Origin of the sequence: Falsiroseomonas sp., from assembly GCF_041690465.1 — a bacterium.
In the GTDB taxonomy this organism is placed as follows: Bacteria; Pseudomonadota; Alphaproteobacteria; order Acetobacterales; family Acetobacteraceae; genus Falsiroseomonas.
In genome coordinates this window covers 13,393-37,527 of record NZ_JAWLHG010000047.1, presented here as the reverse complement: position 1 = coordinate 37,527, position 24,135 = coordinate 13,393, and the positions used below count along the sequence as shown (strand labels likewise).

19 protein-coding genes are annotated in these 24,135 nt (G+C 69.4%); 11 read left to right on the top strand and 8 right to left on the bottom strand.

Features of this window, described 5'->3' with window-relative positions; all coding sequences use genetic code 11:
* Positions 1 to 134: 134 nt before the first annotated feature.
* Positions 135 to 488: a sigma 54-interacting transcriptional regulator gene (locus ACESM1_RS26340; protein ID WP_372624205.1), complete on the top strand. Its 354-nt coding sequence runs from the start codon at positions 135 to 137 to the stop codon at positions 486 to 488.
* A gap of 159 nt (positions 489 to 647) precedes the next feature.
* Here ACESM1_RS26340 and ACESM1_RS26335 read toward each other — a convergent pair whose 3' ends face one another.
* The 4 genes from ACESM1_RS26335 to ACESM1_RS26320 form a co-directional block, all read right to left on the bottom strand.
* Positions 648 to 1,616: a Bug family tripartite tricarboxylate transporter substrate binding protein gene (locus ACESM1_RS26335; RefSeq protein ID WP_372624204.1), complete on the bottom strand. Its 969-nt coding sequence runs from the start codon at positions 1,614 to 1,616 to the stop codon at positions 648 to 650.
* A gap of 22 nt (positions 1,617 to 1,638) precedes the next feature.
* The gene (locus ACESM1_RS26330) at positions 1,639 to 3,855 is read right to left on the bottom strand and encodes an arylsulfatase (RefSeq protein WP_372624203.1); all 2,217 of its coding nucleotides are present in this window, start codon (positions 3,853 to 3,855) and stop codon (positions 1,639 to 1,641) included.
* A gap of 234 nt (positions 3,856 to 4,089) precedes the next feature.
* Positions 4,090 to 4,419: a hypothetical protein gene (locus ACESM1_RS26325; protein ID WP_372624202.1), complete on the bottom strand. Its 330-nt coding sequence runs from the start codon at positions 4,417 to 4,419 to the stop codon at positions 4,090 to 4,092.
* Positions 4,420 to 4,511: 92 nt separating this feature from the next.
* On the bottom strand, positions 4,512 to 5,270 hold the full coding sequence (locus ACESM1_RS26320; RefSeq protein ID WP_372624201.1) for an SDR family NAD(P)-dependent oxidoreductase: 759 nt from the start codon (positions 5,268 to 5,270) through the stop codon (positions 4,512 to 4,514).
* Between the two features lie 226 nt (positions 5,271 to 5,496).
* Between ACESM1_RS26320 and ACESM1_RS26315 the strand changes: the two genes are divergently transcribed.
* Positions 5,497 to 7,290 (top strand): hydantoinase B/oxoprolinase family protein, encoded by a 1,794-nt coding sequence (locus ACESM1_RS26315; RefSeq protein ID WP_372624200.1) that lies wholly within the window; start codon positions 5,497 to 5,499, stop codon positions 7,288 to 7,290.
* A gap of 5 nt (positions 7,291 to 7,295) precedes the next feature.
* Complete coding sequence (locus tag ACESM1_RS26310) at positions 7,296 to 9,386, top strand: hydantoinase/oxoprolinase family protein (protein ID WP_372624199.1); 2,091 nt, start codon at positions 7,296 to 7,298, stop codon at positions 9,384 to 9,386.
* Positions 9,387 to 9,405: 19 nt separating this feature from the next.
* Here the strand turns inward: ACESM1_RS26310 and ACESM1_RS26305 are convergent, their stop codons facing one another.
* From ACESM1_RS26305 to ACESM1_RS26290, 4 genes are all read right to left on the bottom strand, one after another.
* Complete coding sequence (locus ACESM1_RS26305) at positions 9,406 to 10,692, bottom strand: TRAP transporter large permease (protein ID WP_372624198.1); 1,287 nt, start codon at positions 10,690 to 10,692, stop codon at positions 9,406 to 9,408.
* The gene (locus ACESM1_RS26300; RefSeq protein ID WP_372624197.1) at positions 10,689 to 11,282 is read right to left on the bottom strand and encodes a TRAP transporter small permease subunit; all 594 of its coding nucleotides are present in this window, start codon (positions 11,280 to 11,282) and stop codon (positions 10,689 to 10,691) included. The genes ACESM1_RS26305 and ACESM1_RS26300 overlap by 4 nt, the downstream gene beginning before the upstream one ends.
* A gap of 78 nt (positions 11,283 to 11,360) precedes the next feature.
* Positions 11,361 to 12,416 carry a TRAP transporter substrate-binding protein gene (locus tag ACESM1_RS26295; protein ID WP_372624196.1) on the bottom strand — a complete coding sequence of 352 codons (1,056 nt, stop codon included), beginning with the start codon at positions 12,414 to 12,416 and terminating at the stop codon, positions 11,361 to 11,363.
* Between the two features lie 449 nt (positions 12,417 to 12,865).
* On the bottom strand, positions 12,866 to 14,164 hold the full coding sequence (locus tag ACESM1_RS26290) for a hydantoinase/carbamoylase family amidase (protein WP_372624195.1): 1,299 nt from the start codon (positions 14,162 to 14,164) through the stop codon (positions 12,866 to 12,868).
* Positions 14,165 to 14,314: 150 nt separating this feature from the next.
* On the opposite strand from ACESM1_RS26290, the gene ACESM1_RS26285 reads away from it, so the two are divergent.
* The 8 genes from ACESM1_RS26285 (at position 14,315) to ACESM1_RS26250 (ending at position 24,131) form a co-directional block, all read left to right on the top strand.
* Positions 14,315 to 15,292, top strand: coding sequence for a MurR/RpiR family transcriptional regulator (locus ACESM1_RS26285; RefSeq protein WP_372624194.1), 978 nt, complete (start codon positions 14,315 to 14,317; stop codon positions 15,290 to 15,292).
* A gap of 2 nt (positions 15,293 to 15,294) precedes the next feature.
* Positions 15,295 to 16,869, top strand: coding sequence for an ABC transporter substrate-binding protein (locus ACESM1_RS26280; protein ID WP_372624193.1), 1,575 nt, complete (start codon positions 15,295 to 15,297; stop codon positions 16,867 to 16,869).
* A gap of 24 nt (positions 16,870 to 16,893) precedes the next feature.
* Positions 16,894 to 17,835 carry an ABC transporter permease gene (locus ACESM1_RS26275; RefSeq protein WP_372624192.1) on the top strand — a complete coding sequence of 314 codons (942 nt, stop codon included), beginning with the start codon at positions 16,894 to 16,896 and terminating at the stop codon, positions 17,833 to 17,835.
* Entirely contained in the window at positions 17,828 to 18,757 is a 930-nt protein-coding gene (locus ACESM1_RS26270; protein ID WP_372624191.1) for an ABC transporter permease, read from the top strand. The genes ACESM1_RS26275 and ACESM1_RS26270 overlap by 8 nt, the downstream gene beginning before the upstream one ends.
* Before the next feature lie 11 nt (positions 18,758 to 18,768).
* Complete coding sequence (locus ACESM1_RS26265) at positions 18,769 to 20,244, top strand: M81 family metallopeptidase (protein WP_372624190.1); 1,476 nt, start codon at positions 18,769 to 18,771, stop codon at positions 20,242 to 20,244.
* Between the two features lie 3 nt (positions 20,245 to 20,247).
* On the top strand, positions 20,248 to 21,261 hold the full coding sequence (locus tag ACESM1_RS26260) for an ABC transporter ATP-binding protein (RefSeq protein ID WP_372624189.1): 1,014 nt from the start codon (positions 20,248 to 20,250) through the stop codon (positions 21,259 to 21,261).
* Complete coding sequence (locus ACESM1_RS26255) at positions 21,258 to 22,238, top strand: ABC transporter ATP-binding protein (protein WP_372624188.1); 981 nt, start codon at positions 21,258 to 21,260, stop codon at positions 22,236 to 22,238. The genes ACESM1_RS26260 and ACESM1_RS26255 overlap by 4 nt, the downstream gene beginning before the upstream one ends.
* 306 nt (positions 22,239 to 22,544) lie before the next feature.
* Entirely contained in the window at positions 22,545 to 24,131 is a 1,587-nt protein-coding gene (locus tag ACESM1_RS26250; RefSeq protein ID WP_372624187.1) for an ABC transporter substrate-binding protein, read from the top strand.
* The last annotated feature ends 4 nt before the right edge of the window (positions 24,132 to 24,135 follow it).

Sequence of the window (24,135 nt, the reverse complement as noted above, 5' to 3'; positions counted from 1 at the left end):
GGTCACTGCGGAACTTGACCCCGCGGGCGTTCGCCGAGCAGGCTCGAACAGCCCGACGAGTTGCGTAGCCCCCGGACCAGAGCAGGGGGCAGGACCACGGGACCAAACATCTAACATTCACAGCGGACCACCCGATGGGGGCCGATCATTCCCGGCGCAGCGGGTGCTCGATAAGCTGGCCGCCTTCGCGCGCGCGGACCGTAGCACGTCGGATGCGGACGATCCCGGCGCCGTACTGGACGCCGCGGGTTGGCGACCCGCGGCCATGCTCGCCCTGCAGGGCGCGCCTCGAACGTGTTGCGCCGGTGGAGGCCACGGTGCTGCTGACCGGGGAGAGCGGCGCGGGCAAGGGCGTGGCGGCGCGCCGGCTGCACGCGATGGGCGGAGAGCGCTCGGCGGCACCCTTCGCCGCGGGGCGGACTGCGTTGCCCTGCCGGCTGCGACCAGCGAGGCCGTGGCGAAGCGGCGGGTGCCATGAGTCGTCATAAGCGCGGATGCCGTCATGAAGCAGGACCGCCTGCGGTTCGGAAGCCTGGAGGCCTCCGCGGGCGCCGAGCATGATTGCCTTGATCGCCGCCTGGAGCGGCGCCGCGCTGCCCGACGGGGGGTAGCAGGAGTGCGCGGAGCGCGGGCTCCTGCGCCTTGCGTCACTCCACCTTGATGCCCGCCGCGCGGACCACCGGTGTCCAGCGCGTGATCTCGTTCTGGATGAAGGCGGTGTATTCGGCGGGGGTGCTGGCATGCACCTCGTAGCCTTGTGCGATCAGCCGCGTGCGCAGTTCCGTGCCCTCGCCCATCGCGGCGACGATGCCGGCATGCAGCTTGCGCTGGATGGCGGGGTCCGTGCCGGCGGGGGCGAGTATTCCGTAGAAGCCGGAGCCCAGCAGTTCAGGCATGCCCTGCTCGATCACCGTTGCGACATCCGGCAGCATCGGATGGCGCTGGCGCGAGCCGATGGCGATGCCGCGGAGGCGCCCGCCCACCACATGCGCGCCGGTCGGCACCAGCGCATCGTAGAAGCCATGTACCTGGCCGGAGAGCGCATCCTGGATCGCCTGGCCAGCACCGCGATAGGCGACCACGGTGAAGCCCGGCCCGCTCTTCGCGCGCAGCACCTCCGCCATCAGATGCGTGACTGCGCCGACATTCGGCACCGCCATGTTGAAGCCGGCAGGTGTCTTGCCCGCGGCGATCACATCGGACAGCGAGCGCTCCGGCCGCGTCGGATGCACGACCGCCAGCGCGGGAATCGAGGCGACGAGGCTCACCGGCGCGAAGTCGCGACCCACGTCATAGGGAAGGCGCATGCCGAGTGCGGTGTTCAGCGCGATCGGCGCCGCGGCAAACAGCAGCGTGTAGCCATCGGGCTGCGCCTTCGCGACGATGTCCATCCCCGGCACGCCCGCCGCGCCGCCGCGATTCTCCACCAGGAAGGATTGCCCGAAGCGGTCCGAGAGTTGCTGTGCGAGCAAGCGGGCCACGCGATCGAGCGCGCCGCCCGCGGCGGTGGGCGCTACGAAGCGCACCGGTCGAGTGGGCCAGGCCTCCGCACCCTGGGCGAGCGCCGGCGTGGCGAGCGCCCCGAGGGCAAGGGTGGTGAAGTGGCGGCGAAGCATGGCGTATTCTCCCTTTTCTGGTTCAGCGTGGCGCGCGTTTGCCGGGCGTGATGGTGACGTCGCGGATGCGGCCGGAGTAGGGGAAGGCGCCGTGGCGCTCATACAGCGCCCACAGCACCGGACCGCGCCGGTCCAGCCCCACATCCAGCCCTTCGAAGACGCCGTAAAACACCATGGTCGGCGACATCGGCGTGAAGGGCGTCGCCTCCCAGCTGTCGATCACAAGCCTTCCCTCGCCCTGCCGCTGACCATGCGCGCGGTATTCGAACGCGATGGTCGAATCCCCTTCGGGCATTGGGACAGAGACAGGTTCCGTCGTTTCGCCGAAGCCGTTGTAGTGGAAGTGCAGCCTGCCGCCTTCCACCCACATCACCATCCCGCCGGTGGGGTCGCCGATCGCCCAGAGGATGCCCTGGTCGCCCCTGCGATAGGCGGCACGCACGGTGATGGCGTAATCGCGGTCGCTGATCAGCGGGAAGGTGTCGAAGCGGTGCACGGTATCCGCGCCGGGCAGGAAGCGCCGCGGCTGGTCGGCTCGCGCGGCGAATTCCGGCGCGAGGTCGCGGAACTTGTCGAGCCGGTCGCGATTGTCCAGCGGGTAGACCTGGTTCGACCAGGCCGCCGTGTCGAAGGCCTCCACCAGTTCCTTGAGCTTCTCGGGATGCTCCGGCGCGAGGTCCGTCGACTCGGAAAAATCGCGCGTCAGGTCGTGCAGCGTCCAGTTGTTCCAGTCGATCTCGGCGCCGCGCTTCTGGATGGAGCGTACGAGCCAGCCATCGCGGTAGTACGCGCGGTTGGACCAGCATTCGTAATACTGCTCGTGCCGCGGCGATGCGGCCGCGGGATCGCGCAGCAGCGCGGCAAAGCTGCGACCGTCCATGTGACGCGCCGGCTTGCCATTCACCTGATCGAGCGTCGGCGCCGCGGCGCAGTCCAGCAGCGTCGGCATGATGTCCGTGACATGGACGAATTGCTGCCGGATCGCGCCGGTATCGTGGATGCGCTTCGGCCAGGAGAGGATAAAGGAGACCCGTCGCCCGCCCGCGCCGGTGTAGGTCTTGAACGAAGGGAACGGCGCGTTGCACATCTCGCCCCAGCCGGTGGGATAGAGGCTGGCGCTACGCGGGCTGCCAAGGTCATGCGCCGTCCCGCGCTCCACCTCGATCGGGGGCGGCGGCAGGCCCATGTAGCGGCGGTTGTTGTTGAACATCCCCGTGGGGCCGCCGGCATCGGTGGCGCCGTTGTCGGAGGTGACGAGGATGATGGTGTTCTCGCGCTCGCCGATCTCGTCCAGATGTTCCAGCAGGCGGCCGATATTCTGGTCCACGCAGTCGATCATCGCCGCGTAGCATTCCATGTGCTTCGCCAGCATCGCGCGGTCGGCGGGGTCGGTCTTCTCCCAGGCGGCGACTCGCGGATCGGAAGAGGGCAGCTTCGTGTCCGGCGGGATCAGGCCCATCTCGATCTGGCGCTTGTGGCGCGCCTCGCGCAGCGCGCTCCAGCCGCTGTCGTAGCGGCCCCGGTATTTCGCGAGATCCGCCGGCTTCGCCTGCAGGGGCGCGTGCGGGGCGTTGTTGGCGACGTAGAGAAAGAAGGGCTTGTCGGGTGAGTGCGCGCGCAGGTCGGTCAGCCAGCGCAACGATTGCGTCATCCAGTCATCGGTCGCGTAGTAGTCGCGTGGATAGGCCTCGACGGGGATCACCTGGTTGCCGGCGGTGAGCGCGGTGGGAAAGAAGAAATGCGTCTCGCCCTCGAGGAAGCCGTGGAAATGGTCGAAGCCGCGCTGGCAGGGCCAGGAACGCTTGTCGCCGGCCGGCGTGCAATCCGCGGTCGGCGTGTTGTGCCACTTGCCGACCGCGCAGGTGGCGTATCCGGACGCGCGCAGCGTCTCCGGCAGGGTCGCGCAGTCCGGCGGGATCTCGCCGCGATAGCCGGGATATCCGGCATCGTTGTTGGACAGCCAGCCAGTGCCCGCGGCATGCGCGTTGATCCCGGTGAGCATCGCCGCACGCGCCGGCGAGCAGATGGGATGCGTGGTGTAGTGGTTGAAGCGCAGCCCTTCCCGCGCCAGCCGGTCCATGTTGGGCGTCTCGATCTCGCCGCCGAAGCAGCCGGGATCGGAGAAGCCCATGTCGTCCATCAGGATCACGACGATGTTCGGCGCCCCCTTCGGCGCATGATGGCGCGCCGGCCAGGTCGGCGTGCTTTCCTCGCGCGAGCGGCCGATATGCTGTGTCATCCCGGTGTCCCCACGACTACGCTGGCATCCATGATCGGCGGCGGGTAGCGATGCCCGCGCCGCACCGATAATCCGGAGTTCACCCCGCCGCGGAATGCGCGCGCGGGCATGCCGACCAGCCTTCCTTCGACATTCCCCTTATGGCCGAGCGATCCGACCACTTGAGAACGAGCGTATCGGCGATCCGGCAGCATTTGCAACGGTGTCAGCGCCTGGATGACGCAGTCGAGGGGTCTAAGCGGTCGGCGGTCGCCGTTGTGGCTGCAATTGTGCCCTTTCGGTCGATTTCTGCGCGCAGCTCGCCTGTCGGCAGCCTGCGCGACCGGTATGGACAGCGACGCTCAACGTAGGGCCGGTGGCGATGGCCGGCAGCGTGAGCTGCTTCAGATGACGGGCGAGCAGCACCTGCGGCGGCTCGGCCGCCGAGGTGGCGCGCACCGTCGCGTTCGGCAGAGACGAGTACGCCTGCGGGTCGAGCCGCGGCGGCTGCCCCTCGATCCGCTCCACCACGAGCTGCTTCACCGCGTCAAAGCCGACCACCCCACGGCGGATCGCCTCCGCCACCGCCGCCGAAGCCCTTCACCACGACGAGCTGGTGGGCGTGGCCGGTCGGTCAGCGCCGCTCCTGCCGGCAGGTCACGTGCGCGGCGCGTGCCTCAGTGAATGCTGTAGCCGCCGTCCACGACGAGGTCGTGACCCTGGATGAACGCGCCCTCCGCAGTGCTGAGAAAGACGATCGCCTCGGCCACCTCGCGGGGCCGCCCCATTCGCCCGGCGGGCACGCGGGAGATCATCGTCTCCATCTTGCCCGGCTGCCGACCATAGCTTTCCAGGTTGAACGCGGTGGCGATGGGCCCCGGGCTCACCGCGTTCACCTGGATGCCCTCGCGCGCCAACTCGAACGCCATGTTGCGCGCCAGGTGAATCAGCGCGGCCTTGGCGCTGCCGTAGAGCGCGTTCTCCTCGGCGGCCACACTCCCCATCTGGCTCGCGACGTGGATGATCCGCCCGCCCCCCTGGCGGCGCATTGCAGGCAGCACCGCCTGACTGGCGAAGAACGCGGCCGCGAGGTTGACTTCAATCAGCCGGGCGAAGTCCTCACGGGTGAACTCGCCGAAGGCCTTCCGGCAGCGTATGCCGGCATTGTTCACCAGCACGTCGATGCGGCCGAACCGCTCGAGTGCTGCGGCTACCATGCGCTCCGCCACCCCGGCAGTGCCAAGATCGAAGACGCCCCAGGCGGCATCGGGCGCACCGTGTGCCCGGCATTCCGCTTCCACTACGGCCAGTTCTTCGACAGTGCCTTCTGCCGCGAGGAACAGGGTGAAGGCACGCTCGGCCAGTGCAAGCGCCGCCTCTCGCCCGATCCCGCGCGAGGCGCCGGTGACGAGCGCAACCTTCGTGACGTCCGGCATGAAAGGCCTCTCCATCCTTGCGTAGCTGGCCCCGGGGCAGCGCCAGCCGCTGCATGCTCGCTGACGGCAGCGTGAGCCGCAACGGCCTTCCTGGTGCTCTCGCTCAAAGGCGTTCGCGAACAGGCGGCGTCGGGCACGGCTTGCACGACCGGGCTATGCTGTATGAGGATCGGACGGCGTCAGCCGCCGAGGCCCGGCGCGGGGAGACGGGGAGCACCGACGGACCATGGCCACGGCACGAGATCCGATAGCCTTCGAGCTGTTCAAGAACGCCATCTTCTCCATTGCGGACGAGATGGCGCTGACGGTGTTCCGCACGACCTACTCGGGCGTCTTGAAGGACAACATGGACTACTCCACGGCCTTCGCGGACGCCGACGGCAAGCTGGTCGCGCAGGGGCTGACGCTGCCCGGACATCTCGGCTCGATCCCGACCGCGCTCGAGGCGGTGATGCGCCGCTACGGCGACGATATCCGCGAAGGCGACATCTTCATCATGAATGATCCCTTCGAAGGCGGCATGCACCTGCCGGACATCTTCATCTTCAAGCCGCTCTACCACGCGGGAGAGCGGCTCGCCTTCGCCGCCACGATCTGCCACCATACCGATGTCGGCGGGCGCGTCGCCGGATCCAACGCCTCCGATTCCACCGAGATCTACGCCGAGGGCCTGCGAATCCCCCCGCTCAAGCTCTACGAGGCGGGCCGGCGGAACGAGGCCATCATGGCCATCATCGAGCGCAACGTCCGCCTGCCGGTACGCCTGTTCGGCGACCTGCGTGCGCAGCTCGCCGCCTGCCATATCGCGGAGCGCCAGTTCGCCGAGCTCGTCGGCCGCTACGGCGCCGAGACGGTGAAGGCCTATATGCAGGAGGTGATCGACTATGCCGAGCGCCTGACGCGCGCCGCCCTGTCGGATCTGCCCGACGGCGAATGGTCCTTCGAGGACTGGATCGACGATGACGGCGTGGACTACGGCAAGCCGATCCGGCTGTTCGTCACGCTGCGCAAGCAGGGCGGGCACATGCTGGTGGACTGGACCGGCACCAACCCGCAGGTGAAGGGCGCGATAAACAACACGCTGTCCTTCACCAAGGCCGCGTCCTACACGGGTGTCAGGTCGGTTCTGCCGCCGGGCATCCCGAACAACGAGGGCGTGTTTCGCGCCATCGAGGTGGTCTGTCCGCCCGGGACCGTCGGAAACGGGGTGCTGCCCGCCGCCTGCGCCGCGCGCGGGCTCACTGGCTTCCGCATGACGGACTGCATCTTCGGCGCGCTCGCCATGATGCTGCCCGACAAGGTCTTCGCGGCGGGCGACGGCGGCAACACGGGCATCTCGATCGGCGGCTACCACGCGGACCGCTCGCCCTTCATCTATGTGGACTTCACCTGCGGCGCCTGGGGCGCACGGCCCTGGGCTGATGGCCTGGACGGCAACAGCCACATGATGGCGAACATGGCGTCCCATTCGATCGAGGTCACCGAGGCGGAGCAGCCGATCCAGCTGCTCGCCTACGAATTCGTGCCGGATCGCGCCGGCGCCGGGCGCTTCCGCGGCGGCGTGCCCTTCAGGCGCGACTACCGCTTCATGGAGGAGGAGGGCGTGCTGCAGGTCCGCTCCGACCGGCGCGTGCACCGCCCCTTCGGACTCTATGGCGGCGGCCCCGGCGCGCCATCGGAGAACCGCATGGACCCGGATGGGGAAAACCGCCTGGTGCCCTCGAAGCTGACGATGACGATCCGGCGCGGCGAGGTGTTCCGGCACGTGCTCGCCGGTGGCGGCGGTTGGGGCGATCCGCTGGAGCGCGATCCGGCGAAGGTGCTGAAGGACGTACGCAACGAGCTGCTCTCGCCGGAGCGGGCACGGACCGATTACGGCGTCGTCCTGGACACCGCCTCGCGGATGGTGGACGCGGCGGAGACCGTGCGACTGCGCGCGGAACTGCGCGAGCGGCGGGCCTGGACCGCGACACCGAAGGTGCAGCGGACGGATCCGCTGCCCGCCCAGGCTGCGGAGTGAGCCAGATGACCGTCACCTGGCGCGTTGGCGTGGATATCGGCGGCACCTTCACCGACATCGTGCTGCTCGGCTCCGATGGCACGATCCACACCAAGAAAATCTCCTCCAGCGTGGATGATTACGCGCGCGCCATCGTCGTGGGCCTGGCCGAGCTCTTTGCCGAAACCGGCGTGACCGGCGAGGCGATCGAGGAAATCCGCCATGGCACCACCGTCGCCTCCAACGCGATCCTGGAGCAGAAGGGCGCGCGCACTGGCCTGATCACCACCAAGGGCTTCCGCGACGTGCTGGAGATCCGCACGCTGCGCATGCCCCGCCTCTACGACATCGCCTGGGAGAAGCCCGCACCGCTGGTCGAGCGCTACCTGCGGCGCGTGGTGGACGAGCGCGTGGATGCGCAGGGCCGCATTGAGCGCGCGCTCGACCCGGCCGAGGCCGAGCAGGTCGCGCAGGCGCTGCTCGCCGAGGGGGTGGAGGCGATCGCCGTCTGCCTGCTGAACGCCTACGCCAACCCGGCGCATGAGCAGCTGATCGCGGAGATTGTCCGTGCCCGCGCGCCCGACCTGCCGCTCTCGGTTTCCTCCGAGGTGCTGCCGGAGATCAAGGAATACGAGCGCACCTCGACCACCGTCATCAACGCCTATGTGATGCCGATCGTCGCGCGCTACCTGCGATCGCTGCGGGGCGGGCTGGACCGCGCGGCCGTGCCGGCGCGGCTGCTGCTGATGCAGTCGAATGGCGGGCTGATGACCGCCGAGGCTGCCGTCGCCAAGCCGATGCACATCGTCGAATCCGGCCCGGCGGCTGGCGTTGTCGGGGCGCAGGCGCTCGCCCGCGCGAAGGGGCTGCCCGACGTCATCACCTTCGACATGGGCGGCACCACGGCCAAGGCGGCGACCGTCGAGCGGGGCGAGGTGACGCGGGCCACCGAATACTCCGTGGGCGGCGGCATCATGGTCGGCTCGCGCCTGCTGACCGGCGCCGGCTACCTCCTGAAGGTGCCGGCGATCGACCTGGCCGAGGTCGGTGCCGGCGGCGGCTCGCTGGTGCGGATCGATGCCGGCGGCTCGCTGCAGGTCGGACCGGAAAGCGCCGGCGCCTCGCCCGGCCCGGTCTGCTACGACATGGGCGGCACCGAGCCGACCGTCACCGATGCCAACGTCATCCTGGGCTATCTGAACCCTGCACATCTCGTCGGCGGGGCGGTGCGGTTGAACGCCGCCAAGGCCCGTTCGGTGTTCGAGGATCGGGTCGCGGGGCCGCTCGGCTTGGAACTCGCCCACGCCGCCTTCGGCGCGCATCTCATCGCCGTCTCGAACATGATCCGCGCCATCCGCGCCGTCTCGACCGAACGCGGCCGCGATCCGCGCGACTTCGCGCTGTTCTCCTTCGGCGGCAACGGCCCCCTCTTCGCCTGCCGAATGGCGGAGGCGCTCGGCATGACGCGGGTGGTGGTGCCTCCCTCGCCCGGCCTCTTCTCGGCCTTCGGACTGCTCTATGCGGATGTCGAGCACCATTACTCGCGCAGCCTGCGCCGGCTGACGCGCCGCATGGACATCGGCGAGGTCAACGCCGTCTGGGATGCGCTGGCGCGGCAGGCCCTCGACCAGCTCGCGGCGGAAGGGTTCACCGGCGCGGAAGCGAGGCTGCGCCGCTCGGCCGCGCTGCACTACCACGGCCAGAGCTTCGACCTCACCGTGCCGGTGCCCGACGGTCCGCTGACCGCCGGCTCCGTCCGCGCGCTGGAGGAGGCCTTCGGCGAGGAGCATGAGCGCACCTACGGTCACCGCGCGGGCGCGGAGGAGCCGGTGGAGCTGGTCTCGATCCAGGTCGTCGGCCAGGGCGTCCGCGCCGGGGATGGCCAGCCCACGGGCGGAACGCCGAGCCGGGCCGAAGCGGCGGCGGTGCCGCCGCGGCGCATCTATCTCGGGCCGGAGCAGGGCTGGACCGAGGCCGAGGTGATCCGCCGCTCCGACCTGTCCGCGCCGCGGACTGGTCCGCTCATCGTCGAGGAGTACGACGCCACATGCCTGGTGCTGCCCGGCTGGCAGGCGAGCCTCGACGCCGCGCGCAACATCCTGCTCGAACGGCGGTAGGACGCCCCGCCGCCGGCCGTCAGCCGGCGGCGGCGCGCGGCAGCCAGAGCGCGAGGCCCGGCCAGAGGATCAGGACGGCAATCATCAGCATCAGGGTCAGCACGAAGGGCGCGACGCCGATGATGACATCGTCGATGCGCCCGCGCGGACGGAGCCCCTGCACGACATAAAGGTTGATCCCGACAGGCGGCGTGATCATCGCCGTCTCCATCAGCAGGATGATCAGCACGCCGACCCAGACCGGATCGAAGCCCGCCTTGACCAGGAGCGGCGCGATGATGGGCACCGTCGCCACCATCATCGAGAGCGTTTCCATGAACATGCCGAGGATCAGGTAGAAGGCGACCACCACAAGCAGCAGTTCGATCGGCGACAGGCCGAGCGAGGTGATGGCGCGGTTCACCTGTGCGGTCAGCCCGATGGAGGTGATCACGAAGTTCAGGAAATAGGCGGCGACCAGGATCGCCATGATCATCGCCGTCGTGCGCATCGTGCCCTCGAGCGCAGCCCGCAGCACCTGCAGCGTCAGCCGCCGCCGCGAGGCCGCGACGGCCAGCGCGGCAAGCACGCCAAGCGCGGCGGATTCCGTCGCCGTGGCCAGGCCTGCATAGATCGAGCCGATGACCGCGGCGAAGATGAAGAGCGGCGGCAGCAGGTCCGGCAGCGAGCGCCAGCGCCCTTCCCAGCTCGTCTCCACGCGCGTGCCGTCGAGGCCTGGGCGCAGCAGGCAGGCCACCAGCACCGTCAGGCTGAACAGCACGGTCAGCACCACCCCGGGCAGCAGGCCTGCCAGGTAGAGCTGCGGGATCGAGGTCTCGGTCAGCACGCCATAGACGATCATGTTGATCGAGGGCGGAATGAGGATGCCGAGCGTTCCGCCGGCGGCGATGGTGCCCAGGAACAGGCGCTCGTTGTAGCCGCGCCGCTCCACCTCGCCGAGCGCAACGGTGCCGATGGTCGCCGCCGTGGCGACGGAGGAGCCGGATGTCGCCGCGAACAGCCCGCAGGAGACGATGTTCGAGTGCATCAGCCCTCCTGGCAACCAGGGCATCCACTGCACCAGCGCGGCATACATCCGTTCCGCGATGCCGGAGCGCAGCAGGATCTCGCCAAGCAGCACGAAGAACGGGATCGCGACCAGCAGGAAGGAGTTGGAGGTGGACCAGGCCAGCTCCCCCATCGCCAGGGTGAGCGGAAAGCGGCCGTAGATCTGGTCGAGCGCGAGGCCGAGCGTGCCGAGCGCCGCTGCCACCGGCACCGCAGCCGCCAGAAGCCCGAGCAGAATCAGGAGCGTCGTTGCGATCATGGGCCGGCCGCCGCCCTGCGCGCCTCTGCGGCGCGCATCTCCTCCTCCACCTCCTCCTGGGCGGACCGGGTGCCGATCAGACGCCCGGCGGCGGCACGGTCGCCGGCGAGCAGCCGCCCGACGGCGGCGAGGAACAGCATCACCCCGATTGCGACGAAGATGCCGAGCCCGACGAGCCAGATTGCCTGCGGGACGATGAGCGGTGTCTCGAGCGCCGACTGGCTGCGTGAGCCGGAGGCCCAGGATTGCTGCAGCACGCCGATGCCGTGCCAGCCGACCAAGGCGAAAAAACCCACGAAGAGAAGAAGGCCGATGAGGTCGAGTGCCGTGCGGAGCCGCGAGGGGAGCAGCATGTAGAGACTGTCGATCCGGATATGGGCGCGGTCCAGCAGCGCCGCGCCAAGTGACCAGCTGGTTCCGATGGCCAGCGCATAACCGGCGAGCTCGTCGGCGCCGCCGATCGAGGTTACGAACAGCTTGCGCAGGGCGACATCAACACCGATCAGCACGGCGGCAAGCAGGATCAGTGCGCCGCCGAACCACAGCCCCGAGCGGGCCAAGCCCTGGGCGGCTGCAAGGAGTGAGCGCATGCGCCTCCCGTAGGAACGGGTTGGGACGGGTGGGCAGGCCCGGCGATCACGCGTCGGGCCTCCCCGATTTGCTGTACTTCAGCGGACCGGGGCGGTCAGGCCGAGGGTCCTGCCGACCGTGCCGTTCCACTCCCCTGCGCACTCCGCGCCGCAGCGCCGCGCCCAGTTGGCCAGGACGGCGCTTTCCACCAGGCGCCGCCGCTGCGCCTCCTCCTCGGGCCGGACGGGCACGATGGTCATGTTCGCAGGGCGCCCGAGCGTGCAGGGCTGCTGCCCGGTGTTGCAGTTGTCGGCCTGCGCGGTCGCCTCGCGCAGCGTGTTCCACATGCGGTCCTCATAGGCCCTGGTCTGCTCCAGGAAGAAGGCCTGCACGCGGGGGTCGAGCCGGTTCCAGGTGTTCAGGTTCACGGCCAGCACGTTGATGCTCCAGCCGAGCGACATCGGATAGATGGAGCGCGTCACCTCCGTCCATCCGGCCGTGTTGCCGGACAGGCTGCCGGTGACGGCGCAGTCCACCACACCGTTGTTGAGGGCAGGCACCACCTCGGCGAAGGCCATGCTGACCGCCGTGGCGTTGATGCCCTGCAGGAAGTCGCGCATCGTGTTGTTGAACACGCGAATCTTGCGCCCGCGCAGTCCGTCCAGCCCGCTGACCACGTCGCGGCACCAGAAGACCTGCGGCGGGTTGCCGCCGAAGGCCAGCAGCTTGGCGTTCCAGTTCCGCTGCATCTGCCGGTCGATGATCGGCCGCCAGGCCTCGCAGGCCGCACGCGCGCGATCCACGTCCAGCGTGATGCCCGCCAGGTCGCAGCCCTCGAAGCGCGCATCGTCGCCCGCCATCTTCGAGATGTCCATGCCCGCGAAATCCATCACGCCGAGCCTGAGCAGGCGCAGCATGGTCCGGTCGTCGATGCCCATCTGGTCGAGCGGCGTGATGTCCGCCGTGATCGCACCGTTCGAGGCGCGCGGGATCGTCTCCCGCCAGAAGGGGATCTCGTCCACCGAGGAGGCGACGGTCGGGCTGTTCAGCCCGATCACCTTGAACTGCAGCCGCGGCAGATCCTGTGCTGTCGCAGCCGTGAACATTGCCGGAAGGAGCACCGCGAGCGCGGCGCCGAGCAGCTTGCGCATCATCACCTGAGTCTCCTTCGCGTGGTTCTCTTCCTGCCCTGTCGGTCGGCTTCCGCAGCTGGGCGGAGGGACCGCGTGGGATGTTGGCATTGCAGGCAAGCAGCATGCAAGCGATGGCGTCGTGGCGGTCGCTCCACGAGGCCGGCGCCGCACCCTGCCTTCCCTGCAATCCTCCTCCCCTGGAATCACGCGTTGAGCAGCAGCAACGAGCCTTCACCCCCGGTGCGGGTCGCCGCGGACATCGCCGACCTCCTGGTGTTCGACCCGCGCGCCGGCGCGGTGCATGCGTGATGACCTCGTCGCCTGAACCGATACCGTCAGCCCGCCGGAGACGGCGCAGCGATTTTCCATCACCTTCGCGACACCGCCCGCTGCTGATGCTGCGCGTCCTCATCCCACAGGCGCCATATACGCTCTCCAGCGAGCTGGCTTCCGGACGACTTTGGAGCGGACTACGCGACGAAGCCGACGCCTCTCACCCAATGGGCCAGGACCGCGATGCCGGTCAGCAGATCGTCGAGCTCCATGTGCTCCGACGGGTTGTGGCTGCCGTTGGCGTTGCGCACGAAGACCATCCCCGTAGGAATCCCGGCGGCGGCGAACGCGGCGGCATCGTGCGACGCGGGGCTTTCCAGCAAGCACCACGAGAGGTCGAGCTCGCGAGCGCCCGCCTCCAGCGCCGCACGGATCGTAGGGTCGGCGCGGGCAATCGGCGCCGATGTCCGCGGGCCGAGCTCGAAACGGACGCCACGGCGCGCCTCGATGCCCGCGATCAGCTCGTGCAGCCGCGTCTCCAGCCCGGTGAGCACCGCCTCGTCGTAGGCACGGATGTCGAGGCTGAAGTCGAAGCGACCCGGCACGATGGTCATCCCGTGGCTGCGCGCATCGGTGTGGAAGCGGCCGATGGTGACGGCCATCGGCGTGCGTGCCGCCTCATGCTCCTGCCAGATCGCGTCGAGGCCGAGGGCCAGTTCGCTTGCCGCCAGGGCGGCGTCGTGGCGGAACCGGCGCGGCAGCCCGACATGTCCCTGCTGGCCGATCACGCAGGCGCTTGGATGCCGGAAATTGCCAGGTATCGCCGTGCCGATGGCGATCGGCAGGCCTGCCTCGACCAGGCTGGGCGCCTGTTCGATATGCAGTTCCACGAAGGCGCCGATGCGGCCGGGCGGCAGGGGCGGCGATGATCCCGAGAGCGCCTCCGGATGGCCGCCGAGCGCCGCGATGTGCTCGGCGAGGCTGCGGTTCGTGTCGGTCCGCCGGGCTGACAGGGCCTGCGGTGGCAACATGCCGAGCGCTGCGCGGCTGCCGGTGTAGGAGAGCTGGAACCAGACGCTCTCCTCGGCGCGGATCGCCATCACGATGATGTCGCAACTGGGCCGCCCGAGCCCCAGCCCACGCAGTGCCGCGATCGCAGCCAGGCCCGCGACGACACCTGCGGCGCCATCGAAGTTCCCGCCCTGCGGCACGGAATCGAGGTGGGAGCCCATGGCGAGCGCGGGTGCCGCGCGATCGCGTCCCGGCCACGTCACGTAGGTGTTGAGGGCCGCATCGCGCGTCACCTCCAGCCCGAGATCGGTGGCGTATCGGGCGAGCAGCGCATGCGCGAACTCCTCGCCGTCGCCATAGGCTGCGCGGGTGACGCCGGGCCCATCGCGCGTGCCGGCGCGAAGCTCGTCGAGAAAGCTGCCGGCGAGATGGCGCTGTGCCGCAACGGAGGCAGCGACTTCGGAGGTGCTGGGGCGAGGGCTCATCATCTCGATCCTGCCTGGCGGTGTGCCGCTGCATGTGACGCGACGGTGCGATGCGTTTGGTTCACGATGCAGCGAAAGGAAACGAATGTTGCATGTCCTCCCGAACCGCGCCTAGGCTTGCCAGGTCAAAGGGGGAGATTGGTGCGGGCGATGCTTGGCCTGACACTGGAGGGACGGATCGAGGCGGCTTTCGACCGGTTGAGCGGGCAGCTCCAGCGGGCGGCGCGGTTCGTTGTCGATCATCCGGCGGAGGTCGCGATGCATTCCATGCGGCGCATCGCCGAGCAGGCAGGCGTCGCCCCGGCGACGATGCTGCGCCTGGCCCGGCGTCTCGGCCTGGATGACTACGACGCCCTGCGCGGGATCTGCCGCGACCGGGTACGCGACAACACCAGGAGCGTCCCGTTCAGCCATCGTGGCCGCGCACTGCAGGCTCGCGACGGGGCAGGGCAGGGCCGTGGCTTCGCACCCGACCTGCTCACCGCCGAGACGCGGAACCTGGAGCGCACGCTGGGCGGCGATGTCGGCGACCGGCTGGATGCGGCCGTGTCGCTGCTGATCGAGGCGCGGCGGGTGCTCCTGATGGCGCGACGCAGCTGCTATCCGGTGGGCTGCTGCTTCCACTACGCCTACAGCCTGTTCCGCCCGAACGGGGTGTTGCTGGAGGATCGGGCCGGCAGCTTCGGGCCGGAACTGCTGGACATCGCACCGGCCGATGTGCTGCTCGCCGTCAGCTTCGAGCCCTACTCGACCGAGACGATCACGGCCGTCGAGCTCGCGCAGGCTTCCGGCGCGCGGATCATCGCCGTCACGGACGTCGAGTTCTCGCCGCTCGCCCGTGCGGCGGATGTCTCGTTCGTCGTCGGGAATGGCAGCCCGGCCTTCCTGCAATCCATTGTTGCCGCCACCGCCCTCGTCCAGGCGCTCGCGACGAAGGTCTTCATCCGCGCGGGCCACGAGGCCGCCATGGCACTCGAGAAGAAGGAGGCGCTGCTGCGGGCGCGCGGCGCCTACTGGGATGGCCGCGCCGCAAGGCGGGGCACGCAGCACCTCAATCCGAGATCCGCGCGGGCGGCTGACGCCCGTGCGCCAGCAGCCCAGGACGGGCGCATGACAAACGGGAGGTGAGGATGAAGCGGAGAGACATGCTGGCGGGTAGCACCGGGCTCGCCTTGGGCGGGGCACTCTTCGGGATCCCACGCGCCGAGGCACAGCAGCCGCGGCTCGCATCCTCGCAGGTGCTGCGGGTGGCGGTCGGGGTGGACGACATCCGCACCGTGGATCCCCACTTCTCGATCGGGGTCGGCGAGCAGCCGGTGACGCGCTCGGTCTATGAAGGCCTGCTGCTGTTCCCGGAGGGCCTGGTCGCCGGCGAGGGGCTGCGGCCCGGCCTGGCGGAGCGCTGGGAATCCTCGCCAGATCGCAAGAGCTGGACCTTCCACCTGCGCCGCGGCGTGGAATGGCATCACGGCTTCGGGCCGTTCACCGCGGACGACGTGGTGTTCTCGCTCGACCGCGTGCGCGGGCGCGAGCCGGGCTCGCCCTTCCGCAACACCCTCTCCGAGATCGAGACCGTGCAGGCGCAGGATCCGCACACCGTGCGGATCACGCTGAAGAACCCGGACGCCAACTTCGTCGGCCTGCTGGTGGATTATGCGGCCGGCTTCATCGTCAGCAAACGCGCAGTGGAGCAGGGCGTGGACCTGCGCACTCGCCCGGTCGGCACCGGTCCGTTCCAGAGCACCGAATACCGCCCGCGCGAGAGCTTCACGCTGGAGCGCAACGACGCCTACTGGGGCGGCAAGCCGGTGCTGGACCGCATCATCGTGCAGTTCATGTCGGACGCCAGCACGCGCGAGCTGGCGCTGCGCGGCGGCGAGCTGCATGCCATCGAGATCCCGGCCCGCCAGGATGCGGTGGACCGCCTGCGCCGCGCGCGCATGGTGGTGGACCTGACCTCGCCTGCCAACATGTTCACGCTGCACTTCAACACCAGCATGCAGCCGCTGGACGACATCCGCGTGCGTAAGGCGCTGTCGCACGCCACCAACCGGGACGAGCTGCTGCAGTTCCTGGGCCGCGACGTCTCGCAGCCGGAATACAGCCCGCTGCCCAGCGGCTATGTCGGCCACACCTCCGACGTGCCGCGCTATCCCTTCGACCCCGACCGCGCCAAGGCGCTGCTGGCCGAGGCAGGCCATGGTGGCGGCCTGACGCTCAGCACGCCTGTCAGCAACAACGCCATCTACTCGCCGCCGATGCAGGTGATCCAGGAGCAGTGGAAGCGCGTCGGCGTGAACCTGGAACTGCGCGTGGTGGACCACCCGACCTATCACCGCCTGATCCGCGAGAACGTGGCGCCGGTGGTGATCTACGGCGCCTATCGCTATCCGCTGACGGGGCGGCTCTACTTCGACCAGTTCTACCACTCCTCGGCCATCGTCGGCACACCGACCGCCATCACCAACTTCTCGCATTTCCGCGGCGCGGATGCCGAGATCGAGGCGGCGCGCTTCGAGACCGACCCGGAGAAGCAGAAGGCGCTGTGGATGACGGTGCAGCGCAAGATCCTGGAGGAGGCGATGTCCATGCCGCTGTTCACGCGCGCCTATGCCATGGCGCGCTCGCCGAAGCTCGACCTCGGGCATGAGCAGAAGAGCTGGTCATTCTACACCTTCTCCGAGAAGACGCGGGTGCTCGCCTAGCAGCGCAGGGAAGGGCGCGCCGGCATGTGGGCCTATGCGGCAAAGCGGCTGCTTTCGGCCGTGGTCATCATGTGGGCGGTGGCGACGGTGGTGTTCCTCGCCATGCGCCTGGTGCCGGCCGACCCGGCGGAGGTGGTGCTGGGCGACCAGGCTTCGCAGGAAGCGCTGGACGCCTTCCGCGCCCGCAGCGGCCTCGACCGGCCGCTGCCGGTGCAGTACCTGGAGTTCTTCTCCGGTGTGCTGCGCGGCGACCTCGGGCGTTCGCTCATCACCAACGAGCCGATCGCCGAGCAGATCTGGGCGGTCTTCCCCTTCACCTTCACGCTCGCCTTCGCCTCGCTGGCGGTCGGTGCGCTGATCGGCGTGCCGCTTGGCGTCTGGACGGCGGTGCGGCGCGGCAGCTGGGTGGATTATGTCGGCCGGGTCTTCGCGCTGGCCGGCTTCTCCTTCCCGGCCTTCTATCTCGGCATCGTGCTGCTGTTGGTGTTCTCCGTCTGGCTTGGCTGGACACCGATCATCCACTCGATCCGCGGCGGTGGCTGGGAGGAGCATGTCCAGAAGCTGATCCTGCCGGCGCTCAGCCTGGGCCTGATCCAGGGGGCCTACATCACGCGCCTCACCCGCTCGGCGGTGCTGGAGGCGCTTGGGCAGGACTGGGTGCGCACGGCTTACGCGAAGGGACTGCCGGACAGCGTGGTGCACTACAAGCACGTGCTGCGGAACGTCATGATTCCGGTGATCACCGCGATGGGGCTTTACACCGGCACCATCCTGGGCGGCGCCGTGCTGACCGAGACGGTGTTCAACCGCCCCGGCCTGGGCAAGCTGCTGGTCGGCGCCATCGCGCAGCGCGACTACACGCTGATCCAGTCGGGCCTGATGGTGTTCGCCTTCATCATCACCACGGTCAACCTGCTCGTGGACCTCAGCTATGCGCTGTTCGACCCGCGGGTGAAGTATGAGTGACGCCGCCGCCCTGCGGGAGCCGGAGCTCGAGCCCGTTGCGGAAGCCGCGGCGGAGACGCCGCCAAGCATCGGCGCGGCGCTGCTGCGTACATTGCGGCGCGACCCGGCGGCGGCGATCGGCAGCGGGTTCATCGTGCTCTTCGCACTCGTCGCGCTGCTCGCCCCCTGGATCGCACCCTACGACCCGACTGCGCAGCACATCATCCGGGCTTCGGAGCCGCCCAGCGCAGCGTTCTGGCTGGGCACCGACGAGTTCGGGCGCGACCTGCTCAGCCGGATCATTCACGGTGCGCGGCCGGCGCTGCTGATCGGGGTGCTGTCGGTCTGCGTCTCGATTGCCATCGGCGTGCCGATCGGCATGCTGGCGGGCTATCACCTGGGCTGGGTAGACCGGGCGGTCGGCTGGGTGGTGGACATCATGCTTGCCCTGCCTTCGCTGCTGCTGGCGCTTATGGTGGTGGCGCTGCTCGGCGCCTCCACGTTGGTGCTTGTGCTGGCGATCGGCATCTCCCATGTGCCGATCTTCGTGCGGCTCGCGCGCGGCTCGACGCTGGTGGTGCGCAACCTGGAATACGTCTCCCAGGCACGCTCCTTCGGCGCGTCGGACCTGCACATCCTGCGTCGCCACGTGCTGCCGAACATTCTCGGGCCGCTGATCATCATGGCCACGCTGTCCATCGCCGGCGCGATCCGGGAGGAGGCGAGCTTGTCCTTCCTCGGGCTCGGCGTGCAGCCGCCGCATCCCTCCTGGGGCAACCTGATCCGCGACGGCGTGGCCAACATCCTGGACGCGCCGCACCTGGCCATCCTGCCGGGCATCGCGCTGACGCTCGCGGTGCTCGCCTTCAACATGGTCGGCGACTCGCTGCGGGACATGCTCGACCCGCGCGACCTGACCGCCTCCGACGCCAAGAAGAGATGAGGAAGGACCGCATGCGCATCGCCATCGCCGGGCTCAGCCTGGAATCCGTCAGCTTCCTGCCGATCGAGACGACGATCGAGGATTTCCGGCGCACGGAATCCTCCGGTCCGGGCCTGCTGGAGCGCTACCGCGGTACCAACACTGTGCCGGGCGGGTTCATCGCGGTGTGCGAGCGCGAGGGCGCGGAGCTGGTGCCGATCCTGCGCGCGGAAGGCGGCGCTGCCGGCCCGGCCGCCGACGACGCCTTCGTGCATTATAGTGACCGGATCTGCGCCGGGCTGAAGGCGGCCGGCAAGCTGGACGGCGTGCTGCTGAACCTGCATGGCGCGATGGCGACGCCGACGCGACTGGACCCCGATCGGGAACTGGCCGAGCGGGTGCGGGCCGTGATCGGCCGCAAGACCCCGCTGGTGATCGCGCTGGACTACCACGCGAATATCGATGCCTCGCTGCTCGAACAGGCGGATGCCGTGTTCGGCTATCACTACTCGCCGCATGTGGACATGGGCGAGACCGGCGAGCGGGCGGCAGGCTGCCTGATCCGCATGTTGCGCGGCGAGATCAAGCCGGTCTGCGCGCTGCTCAAGCCCGGGGTGATGGTGCCGAGCATCTTCAGCGCCACCGGCCTGGCGCCACTCTCCGACATCGTTGCGGAGTCCATCCGCATGACGAAGGAATCGCCGCGCTTCCTCGACGTCTCGGTCTTCGCCGGCTTCTCCTATGCCGATGTGCCGAATTGCGGCTTCTCGGTTCTGGCGGTCGCCGACGGCTCGGCGGAGGCGGCGCAGGCGGCGGCGAAGAAGCTGAGCGACCGCATCTGGGCCGAGCGCCACGCGCTCGTGCATCGGGAACTGGTGCATGGGCTGGAGGAGGGTGTCGCGCAGGCGCTGCAGCGCGCCCGCACCGCGACGAAGCCCGTCGTCATCCTCGAGCATGCCGACCGGGTGAACGATTCCACCCATGTGCTGCACGCGCTGATGGGCCGCACCAACGGCGTGCGCGTCGCCGTGCCGTATCTCTGGGATCCGAAGGCGGCGGCGGAGGCGGTGCGGGCCGGGGAGGGCGCCGAGGTCAGCATCGATGTCGGTGGCCATTCCTCCGACCGCGCCGGCGGGCCTGTGCGGCTGCAGGGGAGGATCCTGTTCGCCGGCGAGAAGTCCTACCGCACCACCGGCCCGATGGGCAGGGGGAACAAGGTGGACCTCGGGCCGAATGCCGTGATCCAGGCCGGCGACATCACGGTCTGGGTGACCACCGCCCAGAAGACGGCGATCGACGAGGATTGCTTCATCCAGTTCGGCATGAAGGCCAGCGACTTCGGCGTGATCGTCCTGCGCTCCAAGACGCATTTCCGCGCCGTCTACGAGCCTCTCGCCGAGGAGATCATGATCGTGGACACGCCCGACTGGGGGCCGGCCGATCTTTCGACGCTGCCTTACCGTCACGTGCCGACGGATCGCATCTTCCCCTTCACGGAGCGTGGCTGAGGCATGCAGCAGGCCGAGCCTCTCCTCTCCGTCCGCGACCTGCGCGTCGCCTTCGACACGCAGCGCGGCCGCGTGGTCGCGGTGGACGGCGTCAGCTTCGACCTGGCGGAGGGCGAGACGCTCGGCATCGTCGGCGAGAGCGGCTGCGGCAAGAGCGTCACGGCGCTGTCGATCCTGCGGCTGGCGGGGCGCGGGGCGCACATCCTCTCGGGCTCCATCCGGTTCGGCGGGCGCGACCTGCTGACGCTTTCGGATGCGGAGATCCGCGCTGTGCGCGGGGGCGAGATCGGCATGGTGTTCCAGGAGCCGATGACCAGCCTCAATCCCGTCTTCACCGTGGGCGAGCAGATCGCGGAGCCGCTGATGCGCCATCGCGGCCTGTCGCGCCGCGCCGCGCTCGACCGTGCGGCGGAGCTGCTGGATACGGTGGGCATCCCAATGGCGCGCGCGCGGCTCGGCAGCTATCCGCACGAGATGTCCGGCGGCATGCGCCAGCGCGTCATGATCGCCATGGCGCTGTCCTGCCAGCCGCGGCTGCTGATCGCCGACGAACCCACCACGGCGCTCGACGTGACCGTCCAGGCGCAGATCCTGGAACTGCTCGCCGGCCTGAAGCGGGATTTCGGCACGGCGATCATGCTCATCACGCACGATCTCGGCGTAGTGGCGGAGTTCGCGCAGCGCGCGGTGGTGATGTATGCCGGCCGCATCGTGGAGCGGGCGGCTGTCACCGAGCTGTTCCGCCAGCCCTTGCATCCGTACGCGGAGGGGCTGCTGGCGAGCATCCCGCCGATGGACGAGGATCTGGAGCGCCTGCGCGCCATCGAGGGAACGGTGCCGCGCCCCGATGCCATGCCGCCCGGCTGCCGCTTCGCCCCGCGCTGCCCGCAAGCGCGCCCGCCCTGCCGCACGATCGACCCGCCGCTTCTCGGGCTCGCACCCGACCACGAGGCAGCCTGCATCGCGCATACCGGCTACCGGATTCCTTCCGTGCAGCAGCGGGAGGTCGCGTCGTGAGCGTCGCGGTCGAGCCCCTGCTGCGCGTCCAGGGCCTCACCAAGCATTTCCCGATCCGCAAGGGTGCGTTCGGGCTGCGCCCTGCCGGCGCCGTGCGCGCGGTGGATGGCGTCAGCTTCGACATCGCGGGTGGCGAGACGCTCGGGCTGGTCGGCGAGAGCGGCTGCGGCAAGTCCACGACAGGGCGGCTGCTGGTCCGTCTGCTGGAGCCGACGGCAGGGCGCATCCTCTTCAACGGCACGGATATCGCCCCGATGGGTCAGCGGCGCCTGCGCCCGCTCCGGCCGCAGTTCCAGATCATCGCGCAGGATCCCTACGGCTCCCTGAATCCGCGCATGCGCGTGGAAGAGATCCTGCGCGAGCCGATGCAGGTCGCAGGCATGCCGGCCGCCAACCAGGCACGGCGCACGCGCGAACTGCTCGACCGTGTCGGCCTGGCGCCGGGACATGCCGCGCGCTTCCCGCACGAGTTCTCCGGCGGCCAGCGCCAGCGCATCGCGATCGCGCGCTCGCTCGCGCTGAGGCCGAGGCTGGTCGTATGCGACGAGCCGGTCTCCGCGCTGGATGTCTCGGTGCAGGCGCAGATCATCAACCTGCTGAAGGACCTGCAGCGGGAGATGGGCCTCGCCTACCTCTTCGTCGCGCACGATCTCTCCGTGGTGCGACACATCTCGGATCGCGTTGCGGTGATGTATCTCGGCCGCATCGTGGAGGTGGCGCCGAAGCGCAGCCTCTTTGCTGCGCCGAAGCATCCCTATACGCGCGCGCTGCTCTCAGCGGTGCCGGTGCCGCGGCCGGGCGCCGCGAGGCAGCGGATCATGCTGGTCGGCGACGTGCCGAGCCCGGCCGCACCGCCATCCGGCTGCCGCTTCCATACGCGCTGTCCGCAGGCCCAGGCGGTCTGCCGGGTTGATGACCCCCCGCTGCGCGATCTCGGCGCCGGCCGCGCCGCAGCCTGCCATTTCGCCGATCCCTGACGGGCGCGCCAACCGGACGGAGGATCCACACCATGGGCTCAGCCGCCGTCGGGGCCCGCCGGCTCGCCAACGACGTCCATGCGCCTCTGAAGCGCGGGCGGACGGAGATCGAGGCGCGCTATTGTGCCTATCCCGCCGGGGATCCCCGCGGTGGCAGCAGCAAGGAGCGCTCCGCGCAGGCAGGGGCTGGCCGGGATGATCCCAGCACACGCTGCTTTCGCTTGACCGCACGCCCTGCCTGCGATGACGCTGCAGGCGAACACAACGTCGGCGGTTGACTGCAACCCGCCGGAAGGGGAGGACAACATGCTGCATCGCCGCACCTTGGTTGCGGCGGCAGGCGCTGCCATTGGCGCCGGCCGCTCGGCCCTTGCTCAACGAGCGCCCGACGCGCGCGTGCTGCGCTTCGTGCCACAGGCGAACCTCACCTCGCTTGACCCGATCTGGACCACCGCCGCGGTCACCGAGAACCATGGCTGGACCGTCTTCGACACGCTCTACGGCCTGACCGACGACCTCACCGTCCGGCCGCAGATGGCCGAGGGACACAGCGTCTCCGACGACGGCCGCACCTGGCTGATCCGGCTGCGCGAGGGCCTGCGCTTCCACGACGGCGAGCCGGTGCGCGCGAAGGACTGCGCGGCGAGCCTCGCGCGCTGGTCGCGGCGCGACACCTTCGGCCAGTCGCTCGGCGCCGTGGTGGATGCCTGGGAGGCCGCCGATGATCGCACCATCCGCATCAGGCTGAAGACACGCTTCCCGCTGCTGCTGGATGCGCTCGCCAAGCCCGCCGCGGTGGTGCCCTTCATGATGCCTGAGCGCATCGCGCGGACAGATCCGTTCCAGCAGATGCCGGAAGTCGTAGGCTCCGGCCCCTTCCGCTTCCTGCCGGACGAGTACGTCTCCGGCAGCCGCGTCGTCTATGCGAAGTTCGACGGCTACGTGCCGCGGCAGGAGCCCCCCTCGCGCACGGCCGGCGGCAAGGTCGCCCATTTCGATCGCGTCGAGTGGACCATCATGCCGGACAGCGCCACCGCGGCCGCCGCGTTGCAGGCCGGGGAGGTGGACTGGTGGGAGCAGGTCAACGCCGATCTCACGCCGGTGCTCCGCCGCGCGCGCGGCATCACGGTCGAGATCACCAACACGCTCGGCTATATCGGCATCGCGCGGTTCAACTGCCTGCATCCGCCCTTCAACAATGCGAAGCTGCGACATGCGCTTCTCTATGCCATCAACCAGGAGGACTATGTCCGCGCGGTCACCGGCAACGACTCGGACGCCTTCCGCACCTGCCATTCCATGTGGCCCTGCGGCACGCCCTATGGCGTCGAGACCCCGGGCAACCCGCTTGCGGTGCCGCGCGACCTCGACCGCGTGCGCCGCATGATCGCGGATGCCGGCTACAAGGGCGAGCGCATCGTCATCATCAATCCGACCGACTTCCCGACCATCGGCCCCTTCGGGCAGATCACCGCCGACCTGCTGCGCCGGCTTGGCATGAATGCGGAGCTGGTGGAGACCGACTGGGGCAGCGTCGTGCAGCGCCGTGCCAGCCGCGAGCCGCCGGAGAGCGGCGGCTGGAACATCTTCCACACATGGTGGCCGAGCATCTCGATCATCAACCCTGCGGTGAACGCCACGCTGCGCGGCCGGGGCGAGCGCGGCTGGTTCGGTTGGTACGAGAACGACCGCGTGGAGCGGCTCGCAGCGGAGTGGCTGCTGGCCGCGACGCCGGAAGAGCAGATGCGGATCGCCGGCGAGATCCAGAAGGAGAGCTTCGAGGAAGCGCCCATCCTGCCGGTCGGCCAGTTCTTCATCCGCACCGCCCATCGCGGCCTCACCGGCGTGCTGAAGGGCACCTCGCCCTATCCCTGGAACGTCAGGAAGGCATGAGCCG

What these genes read in the sequence shown, in the direction of transcription:
- ACESM1_RS26320 (WP_372624201.1), bottom strand. Translation starts at nt 5,270, where the DNA reads ATGCCGGACGTCACGAAGGTTGCGCTCGTCACCGGCGCCTCGCGCGGG.
- ACESM1_RS26270 (WP_372624191.1), top strand. Translation starts at nt 17,828, where the DNA reads ATGAGTGACGCCGCCGCCCTGCGGGAGCCGGAGCTCGAGCCCGTTGCG.
- ACESM1_RS26250 (WP_372624187.1), top strand. Translation starts at nt 22,545, where the DNA reads ATGCTGCATCGCCGCACCTTGGTTGCGGCGGCAGGCGCTGCCATTGGC.
- ACESM1_RS26295 (WP_372624196.1), bottom strand. Translation starts at nt 12,416, where the DNA reads ATGATGCGCAAGCTGCTCGGCGCCGCGCTCGCGGTGCTCCTTCCGGCA.
- ACESM1_RS26330 (WP_372624203.1), bottom strand. Translation starts at nt 3,855, where the DNA reads ATGACACAGCATATCGGCCGCTCGCGCGAGGAAAGCACGCCGACCTGG.
- ACESM1_RS26315 (WP_372624200.1), top strand. Translation starts at nt 5,497, where the DNA reads ATGGCCACGGCACGAGATCCGATAGCCTTCGAGCTGTTCAAGAACGCC.
- ACESM1_RS26265 (WP_372624190.1), top strand. Translation starts at nt 18,769, where the DNA reads ATGCGCATCGCCATCGCCGGGCTCAGCCTGGAATCCGTCAGCTTCCTG.
- ACESM1_RS26335 (WP_372624204.1), bottom strand. Translation starts at nt 1,616, where the DNA reads ATGCTTCGCCGCCACTTCACCACCCTTGCCCTCGGGGCGCTCGCCACG.
- ACESM1_RS26290 (WP_372624195.1), bottom strand. Translation starts at nt 14,164, where the DNA reads ATGAGCCCTCGCCCCAGCACCTCCGAAGTCGCTGCCTCCGTTGCGGCA.
- ACESM1_RS26340 (WP_372624205.1), top strand. Translation starts at nt 135, where the DNA reads ATGGGGGCCGATCATTCCCGGCGCAGCGGGTGCTCGATAAGCTGGCCG.
- ACESM1_RS26310 (WP_372624199.1), top strand. Translation starts at nt 7,296, where the DNA reads ATGACCGTCACCTGGCGCGTTGGCGTGGATATCGGCGGCACCTTCACC.
- ACESM1_RS26300 (WP_372624197.1), bottom strand. Translation starts at nt 11,282, where the DNA reads ATGCGCTCACTCCTTGCAGCCGCCCAGGGCTTGGCCCGCTCGGGGCTG.
- ACESM1_RS26275 (WP_372624192.1), top strand. Translation starts at nt 16,894, where the DNA reads ATGTGGGCCTATGCGGCAAAGCGGCTGCTTTCGGCCGTGGTCATCATG.
- ACESM1_RS26280 (WP_372624193.1), top strand. Translation starts at nt 15,295, where the DNA reads ATGAAGCGGAGAGACATGCTGGCGGGTAGCACCGGGCTCGCCTTGGGC.
- ACESM1_RS26305 (WP_372624198.1), bottom strand. Translation starts at nt 10,692, where the DNA reads ATGATCGCAACGACGCTCCTGATTCTGCTCGGGCTTCTGGCGGCTGCG.
- ACESM1_RS26285 (WP_372624194.1), top strand. Translation starts at nt 14,315, where the DNA reads ATGCTTGGCCTGACACTGGAGGGACGGATCGAGGCGGCTTTCGACCGG.
- ACESM1_RS26260 (WP_372624189.1), top strand. Translation starts at nt 20,248, where the DNA reads ATGCAGCAGGCCGAGCCTCTCCTCTCCGTCCGCGACCTGCGCGTCGCC.